Source organism: Clostridium sp. OM05-9, from assembly GCF_003481465.1.
GTDB classification, from domain to species: Bacteria; Bacillota; Clostridia; order Lachnospirales; family Lachnospiraceae; genus Coprococcus; species Coprococcus ammoniilyticus.
Map to the genome: position 1 here is coordinate 26,811 of NZ_QULF01000008.1, position 18,601 is coordinate 45,411.

At 41.5% G+C, this 18,601-nt stretch carries 19 protein-coding genes; 7 read left to right on the forward strand and 12 right to left on the reverse strand.

The window, feature by feature from the left end; translation table 11 throughout:
• Nucleotides 1-7: 7 nt before the first annotated feature.
• Nucleotides 8-1,909: a 1,4-alpha-glucan branching protein GlgB gene (gene glgB / locus DXB77_RS12530; RefSeq protein ID WP_347559495.1), complete on the reverse strand. Its 1,902-nt coding sequence runs from the start codon at nt 1,907-1,909 to the stop codon at nt 8-10.
• Between the two features lie 302 nt (nt 1,910-2,211).
• Between glgB and DXB77_RS12535 the strand changes: the two genes are divergently transcribed.
• Nucleotides 2,212-2,748 carry a TetR/AcrR family transcriptional regulator gene (locus DXB77_RS12535; RefSeq protein WP_008400525.1) on the forward strand — a complete coding sequence of 179 codons (537 nt, stop codon included), beginning with the start codon at nt 2,212-2,214 and terminating at the stop codon, nt 2,746-2,748.
• On the opposite strand, the gene DXB77_RS12540 is transcribed toward DXB77_RS12535, so the two are convergent.
• The 4 genes from DXB77_RS12540 to fliB form a co-directional block, all read right to left on the reverse strand.
• Nucleotides 2,745-3,218, reverse strand: a complete 474-nt coding sequence (locus tag DXB77_RS12540) for an LURP-one-related family protein (RefSeq protein ID WP_118663492.1) — start codon at nt 3,216-3,218, stop codon at nt 2,745-2,747. The genes DXB77_RS12535 and DXB77_RS12540 overlap by 4 nt on opposite strands.
• Before the next feature lie 46 nt (nt 3,219-3,264).
• On the reverse strand, nt 3,265-4,005 hold the full coding sequence (locus DXB77_RS12545) for a DNA alkylation repair protein (RefSeq protein ID WP_243100183.1): 741 nt from the start codon (nt 4,003-4,005) through the stop codon (nt 3,265-3,267).
• A gap of 29 nt (nt 4,006-4,034) precedes the next feature.
• On the reverse strand, nt 4,035-4,601 hold the full coding sequence (locus DXB77_RS12550; RefSeq protein ID WP_118663496.1) for a TIGR00730 family Rossman fold protein: 567 nt from the start codon (nt 4,599-4,601) through the stop codon (nt 4,035-4,037).
• An 89-nt stretch (nt 4,602-4,690) separates the two neighbouring features.
• The gene (fliB, locus tag DXB77_RS12555) at nt 4,691-5,773 is read right to left on the reverse strand and encodes a flagellin lysine-N-methylase (protein ID WP_117784650.1); all 1,083 of its coding nucleotides are present in this window, start codon (nt 5,771-5,773) and stop codon (nt 4,691-4,693) included.
• A gap of 278 nt (nt 5,774-6,051) precedes the next feature.
• Between fliB and DXB77_RS12560 the strand changes: the two genes are divergently transcribed.
• From DXB77_RS12560 to DXB77_RS12570, 3 genes are read left to right on the forward strand one after another with little or no spacing between them, the layout of a single operon-like run.
• The gene (locus DXB77_RS12560; RefSeq protein ID WP_118663498.1) at nt 6,052-6,960 is read left to right on the forward strand and encodes a DUF2975 domain-containing protein; all 909 of its coding nucleotides are present in this window, start codon (nt 6,052-6,054) and stop codon (nt 6,958-6,960) included.
• 14 nt (nt 6,961-6,974) lie between these two features.
• Nucleotides 6,975-7,202, forward strand: a complete 228-nt coding sequence (locus tag DXB77_RS12565; RefSeq protein ID WP_008400533.1) for a helix-turn-helix transcriptional regulator — start codon at nt 6,975-6,977, stop codon at nt 7,200-7,202.
• A complete protein-coding gene (locus tag DXB77_RS12570; RefSeq protein WP_118663500.1) occupies nt 7,199-8,164 on the forward strand; it encodes a hypothetical protein in 966 nt (321 codons plus the stop codon). Before DXB77_RS12565 ends, DXB77_RS12570 begins: the two co-directional genes overlap by 4 nt.
• Before the next feature lie 440 nt (nt 8,165-8,604).
• Here the strand turns inward: DXB77_RS12570 and DXB77_RS12575 are convergent, their stop codons facing one another.
• The 3 genes from DXB77_RS12575 to udp form a co-directional block, all read right to left on the reverse strand.
• The gene (locus DXB77_RS12575) at nt 8,605-9,651 is read right to left on the reverse strand and encodes a hypothetical protein (RefSeq protein ID WP_118663502.1); all 1,047 of its coding nucleotides are present in this window, start codon (nt 9,649-9,651) and stop codon (nt 8,605-8,607) included.
• Nucleotides 9,652-9,673: 22 nt separating this feature from the next.
• A complete protein-coding gene (locus DXB77_RS12580; protein WP_008400537.1) occupies nt 9,674-9,925 on the reverse strand; it encodes an acyl carrier protein in 252 nt (83 codons plus the stop codon).
• Nucleotides 9,926-10,066: 141 nt separating this feature from the next.
• On the reverse strand, nt 10,067-10,843 hold the full coding sequence (gene udp, locus DXB77_RS12585; protein WP_117784744.1) for a uridine phosphorylase: 777 nt from the start codon (nt 10,841-10,843) through the stop codon (nt 10,067-10,069).
• A 375-nt stretch (nt 10,844-11,218) separates the two neighbouring features.
• On the opposite strand from udp, the gene DXB77_RS12590 reads away from it, so the two are divergent.
• Both DXB77_RS12590 and DXB77_RS12595 read left to right on the forward strand, forming a co-directional pair.
• On the forward strand, nt 11,219-11,476 hold the full coding sequence (locus DXB77_RS12590; protein ID WP_008400539.1) for an HPr family phosphocarrier protein: 258 nt from the start codon (nt 11,219-11,221) through the stop codon (nt 11,474-11,476).
• A gap of 185 nt (nt 11,477-11,661) precedes the next feature.
• Nucleotides 11,662-13,506, forward strand: a complete 1,845-nt coding sequence (locus DXB77_RS12595; RefSeq protein WP_118663504.1) for an ABC-F family ATP-binding cassette domain-containing protein — start codon at nt 11,662-11,664, stop codon at nt 13,504-13,506.
• Between the two features lie 37 nt (nt 13,507-13,543).
• Here the strand turns inward: DXB77_RS12595 and DXB77_RS12600 are convergent, their stop codons facing one another.
• Nucleotides 13,544-13,723 (reverse strand): DUF6472 family protein, encoded by a 180-nt coding sequence (locus tag DXB77_RS12600; RefSeq protein WP_021944461.1) that lies wholly within the window; start codon nt 13,721-13,723, stop codon nt 13,544-13,546.
• A 216-nt stretch (nt 13,724-13,939) separates the two neighbouring features.
• On the opposite strand from DXB77_RS12600, the gene DXB77_RS12605 reads away from it, so the two are divergent.
• The gene (locus DXB77_RS12605) at nt 13,940-15,199 is read left to right on the forward strand and encodes a transglutaminase domain-containing protein (protein WP_021944462.1); all 1,260 of its coding nucleotides are present in this window, start codon (nt 13,940-13,942) and stop codon (nt 15,197-15,199) included.
• A 56-nt stretch (nt 15,200-15,255) separates the two neighbouring features.
• On the opposite strand, the gene DXB77_RS12610 is transcribed toward DXB77_RS12605, so the two are convergent.
• Genes DXB77_RS12610 through DXB77_RS12620 form a run of 3 tightly spaced genes read right to left on the reverse strand, consistent with a single transcriptional unit; the run spans nt 15,256 to nt 18,537 of the window.
• The gene (locus DXB77_RS12610; RefSeq protein WP_021944463.1) at nt 15,256-15,951 is read right to left on the reverse strand and encodes a hypothetical protein; all 696 of its coding nucleotides are present in this window, start codon (nt 15,949-15,951) and stop codon (nt 15,256-15,258) included.
• A gap of 58 nt (nt 15,952-16,009) precedes the next feature.
• Nucleotides 16,010-17,155 (reverse strand): hypothetical protein, encoded by a 1,146-nt coding sequence (locus DXB77_RS12615; protein ID WP_118663506.1) that lies wholly within the window; start codon nt 17,153-17,155, stop codon nt 16,010-16,012.
• A gap of 29 nt (nt 17,156-17,184) precedes the next feature.
• Nucleotides 17,185-18,537 carry a triacylglycerol lipase gene (locus DXB77_RS12620; protein WP_118663508.1) on the reverse strand — a complete coding sequence of 451 codons (1,353 nt, stop codon included), beginning with the start codon at nt 18,535-18,537 and terminating at the stop codon, nt 17,185-17,187.
• Between the last annotated feature and the right edge of the window lie 64 nt (nt 18,538-18,601).

The window sequence follows — 18,601 nt, forward strand, 5'->3', positions numbered from 1 at the left end:
TCATGTTCTAATCGACCGGTTTCAGGTAAATTCCGGAAAATGCCGGAAGGTCAAATCCAAAATCTCCATTTACACCCTTAATCGTTTTCTCTGTATCTTTTGTGCTTCCGCCAAATTTATTCCAGTCGCTGTTGATCAGTACCTTCATTGTATCACCATTTCCATAATTAAAGTGATAATTTTTATATACAAGTCCCGACAGGTTTAATACAACGATCACCTTATCTTCATTTACTTCACGCTGAAAGATATAGACAACATCATTTTCCTTACCGCAAAGGATCCATGCAAATCCATTCGGATCATCATCCCATGCAGATAATGCCGGCTCTTTCATATAAATCTTATTCAATGCTTTCATATACTGGTGGAAAGAATCATGGTTCGGATATTTCAAAAGATCCCAGTCCTGCTCACGCTTCTCATCCCACTCGCGGAACTGTCCGATCTCATTTCCCATAAAGTTCAGCTTCTTGCCCGGATGCGCATACATATAAGCATATAATGCCTTTGCCTGCGGAAACTTTTCTTCATACATACCCGCCATCTTCTGAATGATCGTTGCCTTTCCATGTACAACCTCATCGTGTGACAAAGGAAGCAGATACCGTTCATTATAGTTATACATCATCGAGAATGTCAGGTCATGATAATGCTCGCCACGGACAAATGGAAGTGTACGGAAGAAATTCAGTGTATCATTCATCCAGCCCATATCCCATTTGTAATCAAAGCCCAGTCCACCATATTTTGTTTCCTTCGTTGTACCCTTAAAGTCTGTCGAGTCTTCGGCACACAGGATGATCGAAGGATGACGATCCTTTAACCCCTGATTCATATTCCGGATAAAATCAACCGCCCGGTCATTTACACCACGGCTCTCATCGCCCATCCAGTAGATGATACGGCTGATCGCATCCATACGAAGTCCGTCAAAATGATACTCTGACAGCCAGTAATTCGCCGCAGACTGTAAGAAGCTCCGCACTTCTCCTTTGGAATGAATGAAGTTCATGCTTCCCCACTCACTGTATCCCACATCGTTGCTTGGATATTCATACAATGCCGTGCCATCATATCTGGCAAGTCCATAGCCATCAAGTGCGAAATGAGCCGGAACAAAATCAAGAATTGTGCCAATATTATGCTGATGCAGAATATCGATCATTTCCTTCAGGTCATCTGCTGTTCCATATCTGGATGTCGGACTGAAAAATCCGGTATTCTGATAACCCCAGGACTGATCGGACGGATGCTCGGAGAGCGGCATGAACTCTACATAATTATATCCCTGCTCTTTCACATATTCCGCAAGCATCGGAGCGATCTCCTTATAGGTATACCAGCTCTCCGCTACCCGGTTGCTCTCTACGATCTCCTCCGGTGTCAGCGGATTTCCCTGTTCATCAAAGACCGGTTTTGTGCGCCAGGAACCCAGATGAACTTCATAGATGTTAAGTGGGCTGCCCTGACATACACTACGGTTCTTCATCCATTTGGCATCATGGAAACGATATGTATCCATATCCCGGATAATGGATGCAAATGCCGGACGCAGCTCCATGCCGAAGCCATACGGATCACAATGCTCCATGCTGCTGCCGTCTCTGTGATAGATCTTATACTTATACATCATGCCCGGTCTTGCTTCCGGCACAAATACCTTGAAAAAGCTGCCATCATAACAGCGTTCCATGACTGTCTCGTTCCAGTCATTGAATTCACCGATCACATTTACCCCCAGTGCATTCGGTGCATATGTAACAAATTCCACACCACTGAAAACTGTCTTCTTTCCTGCGACCTCTTTCTTCACATGCGCCCCCAGTTCTCTATATGCATCAAAGCTTCTTCCTGAATAAAATTCATAAATATCCATGTCATTCTCCTTTGTATTTGTACAGATGATTCTTGCACGGGCAGTTCGACCTTGCCAACTAGTGGCATTTGAAGCCGCCGGTCCTTAGATGGCGCATATGCGGCATCTTAGTACCGTTGCAGGCTGAAACGAGCGAGAGCGTCCACATGTTAGCAAGGTCGAACTGCCCGTGTAAGAATCATCTGTTTTGTTTCTTTATTGACTATAGTAAATTTATAGATTAAAATAGACATGTTTATTATATGAGATTACAAAAGCTGACACCATAGCCAATAATTGAATAACGTCAATTTATTGACCATAGTCAACAAATAGTAAATCAGGAGATTGCAATGGATTTAAGAATACAGAAAACCAAGAACAGCATTTTCAGTGCTTTTATAGAATTACGTGCGGCGAAACCGCTCGAAAAGATTACGATCCGGGAGCTGACCCAGAAAGCAAATATCAGCAAACAGACATTTTATCTTCATTTTAAAGATATCTACGATCTGTCGGAATATCTGGAAAATGACGCGATCACGTCACTGGTTGCAGACATTCCAAATCCGGATCTTATCATCACAGATCCGGCTGCCGCAGCCAGACTGCTCTGTACCGCATTTATCACACAGGGACATCTGTTCAACATTCTTTTCCCGGATGATGACAGAAGCTGTGGCGTGCTCACCAACAAACTGGAAGCCCGCATTAAGGAACTGATCTTTATCACGCATCCGGAATTCAAAGACAATCTGGAGAAAAATATCACAATTTCTCTGCTGATTCAAGGAAGCGTACATACTTTCTTAAAATATAAGGAAGAAGATACCGAGCAGGTGATCGAGATTCTTGCCGATACCATCGGAAGGATTGCCGACCATTCCTAGTCATTCCTCGAACATTTCTCTGCATCAATGGCCAGAACAAACATAAGTGCAATAAGTGCGTTTTGTGGATCATATACATCGATCACATATTGATCTGTCATATGAAACAGTTCCTTTGATATGGATGCAACCATACCACCTGCAGCATCTGTGATCTTGTAATCCCATTCCATAAAGCTTCCATCAATATGCCATCCATTATAAGCAATATCATATCGGGGCTTAAGAAAGGAAAACTCTTTCTTAATGCATCCCAGATATTGATTTCTCTGATAGATCTCAAATTTTGGAAGAAATGTGAATACCTGTTCCTTTACTGTACCGACTTCATTCCCATATGGATCAAAAATCTTCAGACAATGTCCCCAGGATATTTGTCCCTTTACCACATATATCGGATTCCCCTGTTCATTATAAATATCATAACTGTCAAACCACGAAAACAGTCTCTGTTTAAAATACATTCTCATACTGCCACCTCCGCTCATTTCGCCATATTTACTTATATTATCATTATCATCGCCTCATTGCCTTGAGTGCAGCTTTTTCCTCCGGTGTGATACGGAAGGATTCCTGCATCTTCTGGATTGCTTTATTAAATGTGAAATCATCCAGATGGTTATTATTTAAAAATACCTTCGTCGGCTCCGGACATTTTACATAGGCTTCTGCAAGTCCCCATGCAACACCCATTTTCAGATAATAGCCATCATTCTTCATATGATCGTATGCATATAACACCTTATCAATATAGGCATCATTCAGATAATAATTCAACATCATAACTGCTACAAACCGCAGTTCAAACTCACGATTTCTCTCGTTAGCAGGCTTGCCATCGATTACTCCCTGCTCGTCCAGATATGGCATCAGGAAATTCCACACTTCCTGCTGATACTGGTTTGCAATCTTAAAGGTATTACAGCAAGTATCGCAGATCGACCAGTCATCGATCTTTGGTATGAACCGTCCCATGTATGTGAGAATGTCGTCGATCTTTCCTCTGGCATAGCCAAGCACGATGCCCTGTAGCATGACTTCTTCAAAGGTATCATCCCTTGCGCCATCCAGATACTCCTTCCAGTTTACAGACGCGATCTCTTTCGCCATTTTGCGCAGCACCGGAATCCGAACGCCGATGATATTTCCTGCTCCCGGTGACAGACTCGCTATAAATTTTCCATATTCAACATCCATATTTTTATACAACTCATCCCGTACCAGATCGTGAACTGTATATTCATTCGTATCTCCCATTTTTCCTCCTGCACCTGCACCCATATCGTTTAAAATTTAAACACCTTGCCGACCTCCGGTGTATAGCCATCCAGATAAGAAAGGATCTCATCTGTATCTGTCATCACCTGATAGATCTCGTTTGTTACATGATTCATAAAACCCTTCTCGACACATTCATCCATCATCTGAAACAGGGAATTAAAGAATCCATCCTGGTTATAGACAATGATCGCCTTGCCATGTCGTCCAAGCTGCTTTAAAGTCAGCACCTCAAAAAATTCCTCAAATGTTCCGATTCCACCCGGCACCATGATAAATGCATCACTCCGATCCTCCATGATCTGTTTCCGCTCACGCATCGTCTCTGTCCGGATCAGCTCTGTGCATTTGTCATAGATGATGCCATCCACATTAAAAAATGTGGGTGCAACGCCAACGATCTCACCGTTTCCGGCACTTGCTCCTCTGGCGACAGCCCCCATAAGTCCTCTTGCACCCGCACCAAATACTAATGTATGTCCTCTCTCTGCCAGCTTCTTTCCAAGATTAAAAACCGCATCCATGTATGCCTGATCAATGTCATTACTGGATGCACCAAATATACATATATTCATACTGCTACTCCATTTTCCTTTTATCACTGTTCATCGCTCTGTGAGCAACCTTATCCTATAGTATGCTATAGAGTTCACTGAAATTCAAATTATATTCTTATAAACCAGTCCAGTTCTTCCACCCGGTCGAGATTCTCATCCGAATGTTCGATCTCTCTGGAATACCGGTACACCAGTTCGATCAGATCAGCCATCTCTAACTTCTCACTGCACTTTATCCATCTGGCGAGAAGCAGCAGGAAGATTACTGTCACATGGCCCACCGCGGAATCTATTTTACCAAGAATATTCCCATCATAGACCGCACCTAACAAATAGATCGAGATAAAATAAACAACGATCTGCTCCAGCACGATTTCAAGTGAAGGCAGGCTGCTGTTTCCCCACCATGACAGAAATCGTTTCTTATTCTCTGTGAAACCGGATTCCCCCTGATCAAACAAAAGCACTTCGGATTCCACCAACACATCATCCCAGTCCTGATATAACAGCTCCAGCTCCTCTGACAGGAATCTCATATGCTTCCGGAACAGTTCATATTCATCTTTCACGCAGACTTTATCTGTATCCTCACATTCATCCCAGTCGATCAGATCCCCTTCTTCATAATGTCTCTGTGCGGAAGCACCGATCTGCAATACCTTTCTGATCCTTGCTTTCAGACTTTCTTCCCGGTTCTGGGTAATCTTCAAAATCTCCTCCCGGATATCCTCAAGATTGGAAAACAGGAAATAATCATAATCCTCAAATACTTCTTCCTCATCGTCTTCTTCACAGACAAATGTTACCGGTTCTGTCTTCTGCATCAATATCCTTGCCACCTCCGGGCAGGAAAGCGATAATGAAATCTCTCTTATATTTTCAAATTCTTCCGTATGTCTTGGATATTCCCGACAGGTCGTGCATAAGCTGTCTTTTCCCATATGCTTATACATGTCGCACAGTCCATCATCCCGCAAAAATGCACATTTGCCCTTCCGGTTATGTCCGAATACGCCTTCTTCCCACTGTATATTCCGGTGAAGTGTCTGCCTGTATTCTCCTGCGTAATTCCGATATTTTTCCAATGATTCATCATCGATCACGATCTGCCAGTCAGAACAGCAGGTGTCCGGGCATTTGTCCGCTATACATCTAAACTTTTTATAATAATCCGGATAAGAATAAATCATATCTCTGCCTCACAAACATTTATATATCGTCACTGAGAATATTGCTCTCCCATGTTCCCTTATGCCGGTGCCGAAATGCCAACGATCATTTTATCCTTCAATCAAATGATACGAAATCTGAACACGGCAATTTCTATTATATTAGACCTGCATAAATGAATCAAGCTCGCAATCCATAGAAATTATTGACAAACGATAATTTTAATGATATTTTGAAACTGTAATTATTGTTTTTCGATAATTTTTAGATAAAATCAGCTATCAGAAAGGATATAACCATGAATCAGATTTTTACAACTCCGTTTGAATGGATCGCAGTATGGCTTCGAAAGCTTTCATTATCCGGAAACTCCGGTAACTGTATCGCGATCATACTTTATATCATTATCTGCTGTCTCCCGGCAATCGCATTTCTGCTTCTTTGTCTGAGGAAAAAGAAGATCCGTGCAGACTATCTGTTACTCGTATGCTCTGCTGCCCTCTTTATCGGCATTTACCTGATGATAAATCCGGGGCTTATGACCCCCTATTTTCGTTATTCGATACCTATGATCAATCTGGCAATATCGACAACCCTGTGGTCCATCTTTATCTGTTACATCATTCTCCGGGTTCTTGCCATGATCCGGTATGCAAATGAGATCAATCTGGCAAAGATCGCACAGGTTTTCATCATTCTTGTAATGATCATATCAATCATTAATATCTGTTTCATAAAGCTTCCAAAACTATGGGCTTCTGCAAATCAAACAGGTCCTGACCTGTATTCCCGGATCATATCATCAGAAGATGGTGCTGTTATGCTTGATAATGGCAGCATGAGATCATTTCAGCCTGACCGCATTCCGTTACTCCTCTGCGACCTGGTTACATCCCTGTTATTCATCTGGGTATTGATCGCATCCTTCCGGCTGTGTCGTTCTCTGAAAGACAATCATTTCACCGATCAGACGATCCAGGATGCAGGGGCACTCTCCCATCTGTGTGTAAGAGTTCTCTGCATTACGGCAGTACTTGAAGTTGTTCGAAACATCCTGCAGCTTCTTATGCTTCCGTCACTTTCAGATACGACCTTTACCGTATCTCTTCCTATTATAGAGATACTTCTGACCGTAACGGCATTTATCCTTGCAAAGAAATTCGAGACAGCACACACGCTGGAAGAAGAAAATGAAGCATTCATTTAACACGGAGGTTTCATATGGCAATTAAGATCAATCTAGAAAAAGTCTTAAAAGAAAATAATATGACTTCTAAAGAATTATGCAAAAAGATCGGCATAACCGAAGCAAATCTTTCCATTTTGCGAAGCGGAAAAGCAAAAGGTGTCCGATTTACAACCATCAATAAAATATGTTACTACCTGCACTGTGATGTAGGCGATATTCTGTCATTTGACGGAAATCTTGATGAGGAGGAAGAAGCATGAAGAAATTTTTATCTATAAGTATACTGACCATTTTAGGTCTGACTGTCCTTTCCGGCTGTCAGCTTGCAAAAAAAGAAAATACTCCATCGGCAGTTACCAAGCATCTGGTTGGTATCTATTGTACAGCAACACCTCTGGATGATCAGGAAGAACCGATTTCCTGCACATATGATCAGAAAACAGATACTTTCAAGCCGGATAACCCCGATATCTCCGGCTGCTATCTTACAGCAATTAAAGTTGATGTATCCGAAGAAGAAGGAGGTTTCTATTATTCGTTCTGTTCCGATATGATGGCTGAACCATCTATAAACATTTCCGGTTCCGATGGAACGAGCACTACCTCCTATGAGTCTTCATCCCATACACTAACCGGTCAAAGCAATTATATATATCCGCCCGATGGCCCTACAGAAGCTTCCTTATCCCTTTCCGGCACTCTCTATGTTGATCCGGACAAAACAGATTATTCCACAGATTCAGATCTTTATTATATCTATCTGAATCTAATCTATCAGAAAGAAAATGGTGATCTCTTTATAACACCCGGCTCTCCTGTTTCAATCATGAACGAAGGCGAATCAACGACTCAAACCTTCTCTGAAAGCTACACAGAATCAGGCATCGATTCCAATGCCACTACAACGAATACGATCTCCCTTACGGTACGATCCATTTCAGATCCTGTAGACAGCTACACCTTCTATGGTATGTCCGATGACAATACCATACTTTGGAGCGACACACAAAAAGCAGCCACCCTCACCGATGAACCGCTATCCTTAAAAGGTGCTTCCTATCTGCTCATAAAAGAAGTGTCCACCAACAAAGGCATTGTTTCCTACGACGTCCTTACTCATACAGATGATGATGCAGAAACCACAGATCCTGACTACCACAACCGCTATATCTCAACTGACAGCTTTTACTATCAGCCTTCAGAGATCCATATTGTAAAGTAACCGGACGAAAAATATAGCCGGCTGTCCGGCACAGATACTTTTCATTCCGCAAGACGCTCCGGCTATATTTTTCTGTCTTTGGTTCTTCCTCAAACAGAAATCACCACGGTATATACATTTCAAGAAACAGAACTCAGGCCGGGCTTATACCTGTTATCATGTAAAACTAACATAATATTAGAACTTTGAACTAAAAGGAAGAGTAACATTACTATTATGAAGCAAGCCTGTTCCAACGCCGGTTCTTAGTGAGTCGCCGTAGGCGAGGAACTTAGTACCGCTGCGTTGGAATAGAGTGCAAACGACTTGCGTAATAATAGGTAATGTCACTCTTTCTTTTTTAGTTCAAAGACCTTCGTATATGTTTTGCGTAATAATAGATATAAGCCCGGCCCGAATTCGTCCCTTAAACATACACCGTGGTGTTTTCGTCTGCTACTTTAAAGTCTCTCGACAACCTTGTTGAGGACTTCAATCTCTTTGGCCTTTGCGGTCATGATATACTTCTCAAAACGATCAAGGCAGTTCACATTTCCTGTGATGGATGTCTTGATCAGAAGGTTTCTTGCTGTCAGCATATTGTTGACAACCTCCATGTACTCGTCAAGAATCTCATTATCATAAGTCAGCACACCTTTTGCCATCATATACTTCAGACGTTCATTCATCAAAACTTTATGATCGTATAACAGGTGAAGTGCACGGATATCAAAATCAGGTTCATCTCCTGAAAGCTGCTTTTCGATCTGCTTATATACTGCATCGTATACATTTACACCGAATACTGTATCTGAGAAACGGTTTCTCATCATACGGAAATGATTCTTGGAATCCTTTGCTTCCAGATATTCAACCAATGTATCCTTGATATATGCCACATCCAGATCATAATACATCTCAGCGGTATTCTTCTGGATCACATATAAACCACGTCTGCCTTTATAATCATCCTTAAACATATGATCTTCGGATGCTGTTATGATATCGTAACCCCGCTTAACATCCTCAAAAGATACAGTTGAATAAGAATAATGCTCACCAAATGTGAAATCACCAACATGGAATTCTTCCTTATCCTTATCATAGCCAAAGATAAATAACTCATGTGGGAATTTGTAATCTGCACCGGAATCGCACAGGATCTTTGCCTCGTCAAATACACCATAGACATATCCGTTCAAGTCGATCGTTTTAATAATGAAGTTAATGATATCTCCACAGTAGCTCTCTACCTGCTCTTTTGTCATCAGTGAGAACAGAAGATATGGACACTCCTTCAAAGAACTGCTTCCCGGCATCATATCTGCCAGAAGCATCTCATCTCCTGTGAAAATCTCCTCAATATTATAACATCTAAGCTGGATGTAATTACTGAAGATCCAGTTCTTAGCCTTTTCGTCATCCCCCAGAATTGAGAATAATGTTGCATGCCACTGCCATGATGTAATCATCGGGTAGCTGACTGGCAATATCTTTTTATTGCTCATGATTATACCTCCCTTATCTTCTCTAATTCAACTTGGCTGCAACAGCGGCAACCACATCATTCATATCATAATACAAGCCCAATGCGAGTTCTGAATCCTGAAATTCAATATTAAAATCATTTTCAAGTTCTACGATCAACTGAATAATCGATACAGAATTAACCCCATATTCTTTTGTCAACTCGGCTGTCATGTCAAGCTTACTGATGTCGATCTCCGGCATAACACAAGCTACAGCCTGTAAAACCTTTGCTTCCAAATCCTTTCTGTCCATTACTGACCTCCTATCTGATATTTTGGAACCCGGCATATTATATCGTCAGGTTCTTTTTGTTAATATTTACCAAATACTGTTATTAACATTGTATATGTTTTAACACTTTTTTTCAATAACTTCTTACTATATTAATAGCTTTTATTCTTTCCTTGCATCCAGAATCATCTGCCGGGCTGCCTCAACTGCGGTCTTTACTGCCATGTCCGTATCGTATGCCAGTGGATTTTCAAGCCCTGCTGCCTTCCGCTCCTGATTTCCAACCACCAGATAACAGGCTCCGACCTTCACACCCAGATAAGCACCTACGATAAATAACGCCGCTGACTCCATCTCGGATGCCAGACAGCCCATCCGCTTCCAAGCCTCCCATTTGGCTTCCAGTTCATAGGACACCGGCTTGGTTCCCGGCTCATGCTGTCCATAGAAGGAATCCTTGCTCTGAACAATTCCGGTATGGTATCGAACTCCCGTCGTCTCGCAGGCTTTTGTCAGTGCCTGAATAACCGGATAGCTTGCAACCGCCGGATATTCGATCGGAGCATATTCCTTTGATGTACCCTCCATCCGGACAGCACCGGTTGCCACCACGATATCCCCTCCCATGATATCTAACTGCATCGCGCCACAGGTTCCAACCCTTATAAATGTATCTGCGCCACAATGCACCAGTTCCTCCAATGCAATCGCTGCTGATGGTCCGCCGATACCGGTCGATGTTACACTGACCTTCTCGCCCTCCAGATATCCGGTATATGTCACGAATTCCCGGTTGTCCGCAACCAGCTTTGCATCATCCAGATAAGCTGCGATCTTCGCTGACCGCTTCGGATCCCCCGGCAGGATTACATATTTTCCGATTTCGTTCTTCCCTGTCTTTATGTGATATTCCCGTCCTGATTCTTCCTGATAGATCATACTGCCACCTCCGTTTCTGTCTGCTTTTGTTCCAGTCAATCTCTGTTTTTTTACAGCTATTTGTACAAAAGCAGATACATATCAACTACTATTTACCTGTATTATACCGAAAATATACACCAAAATCACCAATTTCTCCTATTTTGTACAAATTTTTCATAACAATTTGTAACACCATTACAGTTTTACTACATACAAATGAATATCCTTAACTTAAAAATGCCGATTTTTGAATTTCTTTAGGATAAAATTTCTATTTGCTTTAAAAAATTTTAGAAATTGGTAATAATTTTGCTTTTTGTTCACACTTTCATAATTTGACTTTAGCAAAAAAAAGGATTATAAATTGTTCAACAAATCAAGGAGGCGAGTTTTATGGCTAAATCAACTGACATTAAAGTAAAATTAAGCAGCGTTGATGAAGTAAAGCAGTTTGTAGATGTAATGAGAGGATATCATGGTGATGTCGATATATCAGCTACAAACAAAAACTATATGGTAGATGCAAAATCTATTCTTGGTGTTATCAGTCTCGATCTGAGAGATGAATTAACCGTAAAATTCTATGATGGTATTTCCGATTCATACATGTCAACACTGAAGCCTTTCATCGCTGAACCAGCAGTCGCATAAGGCAACTTACATTTAATAAAAGGAATATACGACAAACAGAAGCTATAAGAGCAGTCGTAAAAAAGGATATCCGGTCATGATTACCGGGTATCCTTTTTTCATTGTAAGGAAAAGGGTTATTGACGTAGCTGGAAAACCATCATAAAATGGATAAGTAAATTTGAATAATGATTTGAGGAACACAAATGAACTTATTAACAATGAAAAATATTCATAAAGCCTATACAGACAAGGTTCTCTTTAAGGGAGCCGATTTTTCTGTCAACACCGGTGATAAGATTGGTGTGATTGGTATAAATGGCACGGGGAAATCCTCCTTGTTAAAAATGATCGCCGGTATCGATACCTGCGATGCCGGATTGATCGTGAAAGGCAATAATGTTGTTGTCAATTATCTTCCACAGAGTCCGACTTTCCATGATGATGAAACAATCTACGAACATGTTATCACGGCAAACAGCACAGAAGAAAATAAGTGGAGCATTGAAGGAGATGCACGGGCACTTCTGGATAAGCTTGGATTCACAGATACCAGCATCTCGGTTTCCAGTCTGTCCGGCGGTCAGAAGAAAAAGGTAGCCCTTGCCGCTGCCCTTCTTTCAAGCTGTGATATTCTGGTTCTTGATGAACCAACTAACCATCTGGATAATGATATGACCGAATATCTAGAGGACTATCTGAACAACTACAGGGGTGCACTGGTCATGGTCACACATGACCGTTATTTTCTCGATCGTGTAACAAACCGGATCGTTGAGATCGACAAAGGATACATCTACAACTATGATGCCAATTATGAAGGCTATCTCATGTTGAAAGCCGAACGTGAAAATATTGCGCTTGCCACCGAACGCAAGCACCAGAATATTCTCCGGAAAGAGATCGCATGGATCCGCCGTGGTGCGCGCGCAAGAAGCACCAAACAAAAGGCTCATATCAAGCGCTATGAAGCCCTTGCAGCCGAAGAAATGATGGAAGCTGATAAGACAGTAAATCTCAGCTCAATTGCCAGCAGACTTGGAAATAAAACGATAGAACTTCATAATATTTCAAAAAGCTTTCCGGGACTTACTCACCCACTCATCGAGAACTTCTCTTATAATTTTCTGCGTAATGACAGAATCGGTATTACCGGACCAAATGGCTGTGGTAAATCAACCCTTATGAAGCTGATCACCGGCAAGCTGGAACCCGACTCCGGTATCATAGAGATCGGTGAAACCGTAAATATCGGATATTTCTCACAGGAAAATGAAATGCTGGACGATAACAAGATTGTACTGGACTATGTGAAGGAAACCGCAGAATATATCCGAACCGTCGATGGATATATGTCGGCATCTACCCTTTGTGAGGAATTCCTGTTTGACTCCACCCTGCAGCACCAACGGATCGGCAAGCTGTCCGGCGGGGAAAAGCGCCGCCTGTATCTGCTTAAGATCCTTGCCGGCTCGCCGAATGTTCTGATCCTGGATGAACCAACCAATGATCTGGATATATCAACACTCTGTATTCTGGAAGATTATCTGGATACCTTTCAGGGCATTCTGATCGTAGTTTCCCACGACCGGTATTTCCTTGACCGTGTTGTAAAACGGCTGTTTGTCTATGACGGCTATGGACAGATCAGGCAGTTTGAAGGAAGCTATACCGACTATTATCTAGAATATGGAACATTTGCAAATTCTGTAAAGTCCGGTTCCGGTTCTGCAAAGCCTGCTCCGACTTCCAAGGGAAAACCTGCAGCAGATATTTCAAAATCAGAAACAGCAGAAAAGGATACCGCACCGAAACGTGCAAAAACCAAATTCACTTTTAATGAACAGCGTGAATACGATACCATAGAAGACGACATTGCTGCCTGTGAAGAAACCATTGATGGACTGGACAGGGAAATCGCAGCTTCCACAACAGATTTTACAAAGCTGAATCACCTGATGGCAGAAAAGGAAAATGCCGAACTGAAGCTGGAACATCTGATGGAACGGTATGTTTACCTTACAGATCTTCTGGAATCCTTTAAAAAATAGGTATAATCATAATAAATAAGAAAATGAGGAGACAGGCTTACATCTGTTTCCTCACTACTTTATACTCATCATCTAACTGAAAATATGGACAGCTTTCATATGAGCTCGTTATAAATCTGGCATAATCATCTTCATCCATATTCACCATGCATTCCGAAAAATCATCTTCTTCATCATACACATAGTGTGCGCACAAATCACAACTCGCTGCTCCCATAAGCAACCTCCTTCTTATCATTTTCCCAAATTAATTGCCTGTTTTCAGTAAATATTACACATATTATTTCCAATTTGCAAGTCCTATCCCATAATATATTGTTCATGCCTACAGAAAAGAGTTTTTGACTGGCAATACTTTCCATATTGTGATATTATTAAGAAAGTATAATTTTATAACTTTTCTGATATAGAAAAGAAACTGGGGTGCGTAATTATGAGGAAAAAACTACTATTATTTATAATAGCTGCTATTTTTACTTTTTCAAGTATGACAGTCCTCGCCGCAGAGGATACCGCAGACAAAGATGCAAAAGATAAAAAGTCTGCCGCAGCTACCATCGATACTTCTTTATACTATTATAACAATTTCGATAACGATGCTTACCGGGATGCTTATAACCAGTTAAAAGAAGCAGCAGATGCATTTCACAATTCAAACCAGAATGCGGAATACGAAAATGCGAATACCGAAAACAGCTACTATAAAGCATTTTCGATCAATGTTACAAGCAAAACATGGGAAGTTATCGGTCCGACAGGTATGCAGGCAGTTATCAATGCCTTTCTGGCAGATAATCCTACATACTTCTGGATGTCTCCTTCCTTTAATTACAGTACCAAGTCTTTAGATGGCGGTGCTGTATGCTATAATGTCGAGATTGTCTGTTATAATGATTATGCAAATGGAAGTTCCAGACAGGTCATTAAGAATAACATTGATATCTCCGTATCAAATCTTGCTGGCAATCTGGAAAAAGATCTTCCTGATTACCAGAAGGAATATCTGATCCATAATGCGATCATTGAAGATACTTACTTCCAGGTCAGCAATGAAAACTCACATTCCGGATTAAGCTGGTCCTATACAGTAGATGGTATTTTCAACGCAAAGCATAAGACAGCAACTTCATTTGGATATGCCAAAGCATTCAAGGCAGTTATGGATGCCACCGGTGTAAAATGTATTTATGTAGAAGGAAATACCAAAGAAAACGATGATTCTACCTATAATTCACATGCATGGAACATGGTTTATCTGGATGATGGCTGGTATATTGTAGATCTTGCGTATGATCATCCGGAAACAACCTCCGGCAAAAATGTTCTGATCTATGATTATTTTAACATTACCAGTGATGAAGCATCCGATCTGAATCCTGCATCTGACTGGCTGCCTGGTATTCCAACCTGTACCGGTACGGCTCACAGTATCGACAGCATCCAGTCTACACTGGAAGCTGAAAACATCTGGCAGGAAGACAATTACAATTTTTTCGATAAAATACTGGATAAATACGGTGTGTCCGTTGTCCTGATCAGCCTTGGTGTTATCATAATCCTGATCGTCACTTTGGTTAAACGGATTCACAAAAGACGGAAAGCAAGACGTGTCGAAAAGATTAAGAATACAAAGACCGTAACGATCGATCATTCCGAACTGGATGAGGAACTTCGTCGTCCACCACTGTCATAATAAAAAAGTGGAACTATACCTATGATAACAAAGGTACAGTTCCACTTTTTTTCTTATTAATTTCCTATGATCAGCCAGGAGGTCAGGATTCCCAACAGGCGTTCATCCGGGTGTCCTGTCTCTGTTAAAAAGATCAGGCCAATCCTTTCATGATCTCTTCTGCTTTCTTCATAGTATTTCTTAACATTCATAACTTTTTCATCATATGCAACAAAGCGGAAACGTTCAGACGGATGTTTCTCCAGCTCAATATATTCCTGAAGATCCCGAAACCGGGTTTTCTCATCAATATGACAATTTGTGTCTCCCAATAAATACGGAAAAATACAGTTGTCACTGAAATCTCCCACTACCCTTTTATCTTTCAGGATTGGCACATGAGAAATATTTCTGTCATTCATGATCCGGATAACCGGCATAACCGGATCATCCAACGAACGCCATACCAGATTATTAAAGGGTACTGCAATATCCATACACCGCACCGGATTCTTAATACGATCCAGCACCATTTCCAGAAGCTCGATCATCTTCTTGCCCGGCTGTACAGCAAATTCCTCATCCAGCCGTTGATTATGCTGCAGCAGATTTCTCACTTCTCTGCAATAATTCAGTTCAAACCGGATATCCTTGAATTCACTCCGTTTTTCCAGCTTGGCAACCGCCGAACCATCCGGCGGAAGTTTGAATTCATTGATTGCTGCATTTTCCAGCTCCTTGTATTTATCAAGGAAAATTTCCGTATTATCCATAATGACATCCTCCCAATTTCTGATCTGATATCAGCCAGCAAGCTACACCCGAAAGTGTTTATTTTAAATAATTAAAATCACCCAGATTATCAATGGATATCCAGGTTCCTTCGTTTATGATCGTCTGAACCAGTTCATCATTTTCATCCATTTCCTTACTGCTGCAATCATCAGAAACTTCATATAGTATACTGTTATTGATCAATACATTTGCTGTTTTCTTATCTTTATCCGGATAGTATACATATACTCCATTATCCGATACCGCATATCCCTTATCCCGGTTATATGCACGGATTGCCAGCGCCGCATTCTTCATATCCCCTTCAAAGCCATATACGGTAACTGTAATATCCTTTGATGATGAATTATTGCTCCAGTCTGTAACACGAAGTGTACAGTCCAGATCTCCGGTCTTTGTTGTATCGATCTGACGGTTGATCGTAAGTTCATTGGTCAGATCCGGCTGTGAATCCTCTACTGAATAGTAATCCAGCAGATCGACCTGCTCATTTATGAAAACGCCCAGATTATCCGGTCCGATAATTTCCGGGAAATCTCTGTCAACTACTTCAAGCGTAAGTTTTTTCTTCTTTTTCAGCTTTCCGCATTTTACTATATAGCTCACTTTATAGGAACCAATCTTCTCCGGTGCAAAATCCGCTGTATCGCAGGTAACAACCGCCTTACTGTTCACCGGCTCTACATATGCCGTGATATCAAATTTCGAACCCAATACATATTCGCTTGAAATCTGCTTTACCTTGAGATAGCGGCCACGCATAATGCCATTTACCATAAAAAGCAGAATAATGCCTACAACAACTGCAAGCAGCAATGTAAACTGATTTGCCGTTATTCTCCTGCGTCTTCTTTTTTGTGGCTGTGTCTTTCTTCCTGATGTATTGTTTGAACGTACGCTGCCAGTGTTGGCACTCTTTGTTCCGTTACCTGAATGTGCGCTGGTGTTTCTTGCGCTGCCTCCATTGCTTCTGGCTGCGGTATTTTTTACACCACTGCCTGTTCTATTTGAATGCGCACTACCAGCACTTGTGCCACTACCCGGACGTGTACTGCCAGTGCTTTTTGTCCCGTTACCCGGACGTGTGCCGCCAGTGCTCTTTGTTCCAGTTCCCGCCGATCTTTTCTTCACTACTGCATTTGATACTGCGGGCTTCTTTACATTTTTATTTTCCTCACCCATTTTATTACCTGCTCCTTTTCTTTTATATATCAATATCCCTTTGTTTTTAAATCATGAACCAGCTTCACATAAAATTCCCGGACATCAAATCCCGGAATATTTTCCCGGTTTAGATCGATCACATCTCCATGCGAGATTCCGCGCTTCCCCTCCACTGTCAGGTATTTGAAATCTGCTCCCCATGGGAATGATTTTTCGCCTACCAGTCCATCATTTGCTCCATCAAAATATTTTACCAATCGATATGTATAATTCAGCGGAAATCTGCCATTTCCTGCCACATTCTGCCTCGAACCAACGCTCTGATATAACACGCCCTGTGCATCATGTAATTTATCATTTAGGGCTTTACATGCCGAAGCTGTCAGATCTTTTACTCCCAACAGAAAATCCGGCGAATCATCGCCCAATTTTTTAAATACTGCATTATACGCTTTTGCCACGCTCTGCTGCTCTTTTTCCGGAACAATATTTAACAGATAATCTGCAAATTCACATCCCCGGTGCGGTGTATTTATCGTTGTTAGTGATGCAACATACCGATCTGTACCAAGTTCTGATAAGGCATAGCGCATATCCAAACCACCTTTTGAATGTGCGATCACATTTACTTTTTCACAGCCCGTTTCAGCTACGATCTCCCGGATTCTTGCATCCAGCTCCTGTGCACATGCCGGAACCGATGCTGCCGACTGGTGATTGCCATAAAAAAGAACTGCACCATTTGTCTCCAGTTCCTTTGGAATTCTTCCCCAGTAATTTAACAATTTGAAATCCCGGAAGAAGATACCATGCACCAGCAGAATCGGGTATTTTGTTTTGCAGATCTGCTCTTTATTCCGTTCCCGATTCAATCGAACCTTATCATTTTCAAATGAAACCTCTCCTATCGTCAAGCGAAGTATCTTCCCAAGTACGACCAGATTTACAACCGGTATCATGCCACATACAGCTCCGATCCCTCTCCATTTGATACCAAGCTGTTCTGACGTCAGATATATCCGGATTATTCCATTCCAGAACACAACTGCTTCCACAAGAATCGCTGTCAATATATGAAATACCCACATTTTCCCATTTGTCGGTATATATTCAGCCGGAAGAACTTTTGCCATACATAAAACGGTATATATAATTGTAAGCACTGTGGATACACAGAATACAAATAGCTGCATACAGCCGTTTCTGCATTTGCTAAGTCTTGGTGTTTCCAGTTTTCCGCACAATACCGTCGGCATTACACAGACCATCCCCGTAACAAGCCATGGAACAATATCGTACAACACGCTATTATAAACTCTGCCTGACAATACCGTACAGGCAGCAAACCCGACTGCAAGGCTTCCAAAGACTGTAACAACCGCCAATCTCCCTTTTCTCATGTATATCCTCCGTTTTATACACTCTCCTTTTTTGTAACCATACTAATTATACCAAAGCATGTGC